The 2,512-nt window shown below is 67.6% G+C and carries 3 protein-coding genes; 1 reads left to right on the plus strand and 2 read right to left on the minus strand.

What is annotated here, in order from left to right; all coding sequences use genetic code 11:
* Together Psi02_RS39670 and Psi02_RS39675 are read right to left on the minus strand one after the other, a co-directional pair.
* Positions 1-1,273 (minus strand): IS701 family transposase (locus Psi02_RS39670; RefSeq protein WP_444544200.1); only part of this gene is annotated, 1,273 nt, incomplete at its 3' end.
* A 29-nt stretch (positions 1,274-1,302) separates the two neighbouring features.
* The gene (locus tag Psi02_RS39675) at positions 1,303-1,725 is read right to left on the minus strand and encodes an ester cyclase (RefSeq protein ID WP_203981073.1); all 423 of its coding nucleotides are present in this window, start codon (positions 1,723-1,725) and stop codon (positions 1,303-1,305) included.
* Positions 1,726-1,831: 106 nt separating this feature from the next.
* Between Psi02_RS39675 and Psi02_RS39680 the strand changes: the two genes are divergently transcribed.
* Entirely contained in the window at positions 1,832-2,446 is a 615-nt protein-coding gene (locus tag Psi02_RS39680) for a TetR/AcrR family transcriptional regulator (protein ID WP_203981074.1), read from the plus strand.
* The last annotated feature ends 66 nt before the right edge of the window (positions 2,447-2,512 follow it).

A 2,512-nucleotide genomic window follows, 5' to 3' on the forward strand; every position in this document is an offset into this window, starting at 1 on the left:
GTCGCCGGTAGTGGCTGGCCTGGGATCGGGCCTGGTGGCGGCGCCGCCAGTCGGACCAGCCGAGCCGGTGGGCGGCATCGTGGACGGGGCGGACAACGATGGTGATGAACAGGCGCTGGATCTCGTTGCAGGTGAGCGGGATGAGGGCATCGGGTGTGGGGCGGGTGTGCTCGTCTGCGCGTATGACGGCGAGGAAAGCGTGCGCGAGCATGGCGAGGGTGACCCAGCGGGACCAGGAGGTATAGCGGCGGACCTGCTGCTCGTCGACTGCGGCCAAGCCTTTGCCCGACTGGAAGAACTCCTCGACTCTCCATCGTGATCCAGCGACTCTGACCAGCATGGTCAGCGGCACGGACGCGGGCGAGTAGCAGCGGTAGTAGGCGAGTTCGCCGGTGCTGCGGTTGCGGCGGATCAGTAGCTGACGACTCCCAGGGCGGGGGTCGGGGAGGTCGATGACTGCCCAGTTGTAGAAGCGGTGGCCCTTGGCCCCGGCCCCTGCGGAGAGCTTCTGCCAGGCCCTATTGGGCACCTTCTTGGCCAAGATGTCCGCACGGAACTTCCCTGCACCGGTGGTGACTTCGTGCGAGCAGGCCACCGCGAGGACGTAGCCGGTGCCGCGTTCCTCCAGTGCAGTTCGCAGCTTCGGGTTGCCGCCGTAGACCTCGTCACCGGCAACCCAGGCAGCCTGATGGCCGGCGTCCAGGAACCGGGCGACCATATGAGCGGCCAGTTCCGGCTTGGTGGCGAAGGTGGTTTTCTCGGCAAGGCCCGCGGCGCGGCAGCGGTCGGGGTCGGAGGTCCAGGAGCGCGGAACGTAGAGTTCCCGGTCCACTGCGGCGTGGCCGCGCTGACCGGCGTAGACCAGGTAGACGGCGACTTGGGAGTTCTCGATCCGGCCGGCGGTACCGGTGTACTGGCGCTGGACGCCGACTGTGTCCACGCCCTTCTTCACGTCGCCGGTCTCGTCGACGACCAGCACCGCCTGGTCGTCGTGCAGGTGCTCCACCACGTAGCTGCGTACGTCGTCGCGGACCTGATCGGCATCCCACTTGGCCCTGCCCAACAGGTGCTGCATGCCGTCCGGCGTCGTGTCGCCGGCCCACTCGGCGATGGTCCAGCAGTTCTTGCGCGGCAGGTCGGACAGCAGTCCAAGCACCAACTTCCTCATCCGGCGCCGGGGTTCGACCCGGGCAAACCGACCCGCGACCCGGCCCATGAGGGTGTCGAACGCCTCCTGCCAGCGGGCGAGGTTCCCATGAGGTGCGGCGGTCATCATCTGGCCGCCAGACGTAGGCGGTTCCTTCACAGGCCCAACTGGTCGCGCATCGCGTCGGCGTCGCGCAGGGCCCAGTGCTCGACGATTCGGCCGTTGCGGACGCGGACCATGTCCATACTGAGGACCTCGTAGCGTCGGCCGGAGTCCGTGTGGGTGCCCCGGCTGGTGTACCGGTTGACGGAGGTGTTGCCGGATACGACGTTCTGCTCGATCGTCACCGAGACGTCGTGGAACGCGCTGCCCGCGCTCATCCGCTCCCACTTCTGTCGCCAGGCATCGCGTCCCCGGTGATCGCCTTGGGTGCCTCCCCGGTGGTCGACGACCTCAGGGTCGATCAGTTTCAGAGCGTCTTCGAGCCGGCCTTCCAGAATCTGCGCGTAGCTCTCGACGACGCGCCGGTGAATCTCTCCAGGCCCCGGGTGCGCGGTGTCTTCTGCTCCCTGCGGCATACGGAATCTCCTCTGGTGGGGACACATGAGGCAGCAAATGGGGAGCTCCCCGATTGCTGTGTTCGGCTACCGTAACCGGGGAAGTCCCCAATTAGCAAGGAGGGTCATGCCACCGCAGAGCGCCGGACCTGCACCGCGTTCGGAACCCCAGCGTCGTCGTCGCGCGGACGCTCAGCGCAACTACGACCTGCTCGTGGCCGCGGCCAGGGACGTCTTCCACGACCACGGCGTCGACGCCCCGCTTGACGACATCGCCCGCCGGGCCGGCGTCGGCAACGCCACGATGTATCGGCACTTTCCGACGCGCCGCGAACTGATCATCGCCGTCTACTCCGAGGAAGTGGCCGAGCTCTGCGCCCGGAGCCAGTCCCTGCTGGCCGAGGATCCTCCCGGCGACGCCCTCTTCGGCTGGCTTCAGGATTTCATCGCACACGTGGCAGCCAAGCGGGAACTGGCGCTGTCGATCACCGATGACCGCACAGGTCAGCGCTCCGCGCTGTTCGACCGCTGGCACCACTCGATGCACACAGCCGCGTCCGCACTGCTGACCCGGGCGCAATACGCCGGTGCTGTCCGCGCCGACCTCAACGCATCGGAACTACTCGCCCTGGCCAACGGGATCGCCCTGACCGCCACGGACGCCACTCAAGCAGAGCGACTCGTCCTCCTGGTCAGACAGGGCACGGACACTCCCTCGACACCGGCCGACAGCATCCGCTGAAAGCGGCAAGCGCGACGCCGACTTCCGCCGCGTCCTGTGAAACACACGCTCTGGACCGTTGCTGCG

Source organism: Planotetraspora silvatica, from assembly GCF_016863315.1.
GTDB classification, from domain to species: Bacteria; Actinomycetota; Actinomycetes; order Streptosporangiales; family Streptosporangiaceae; genus Planotetraspora; species Planotetraspora silvatica.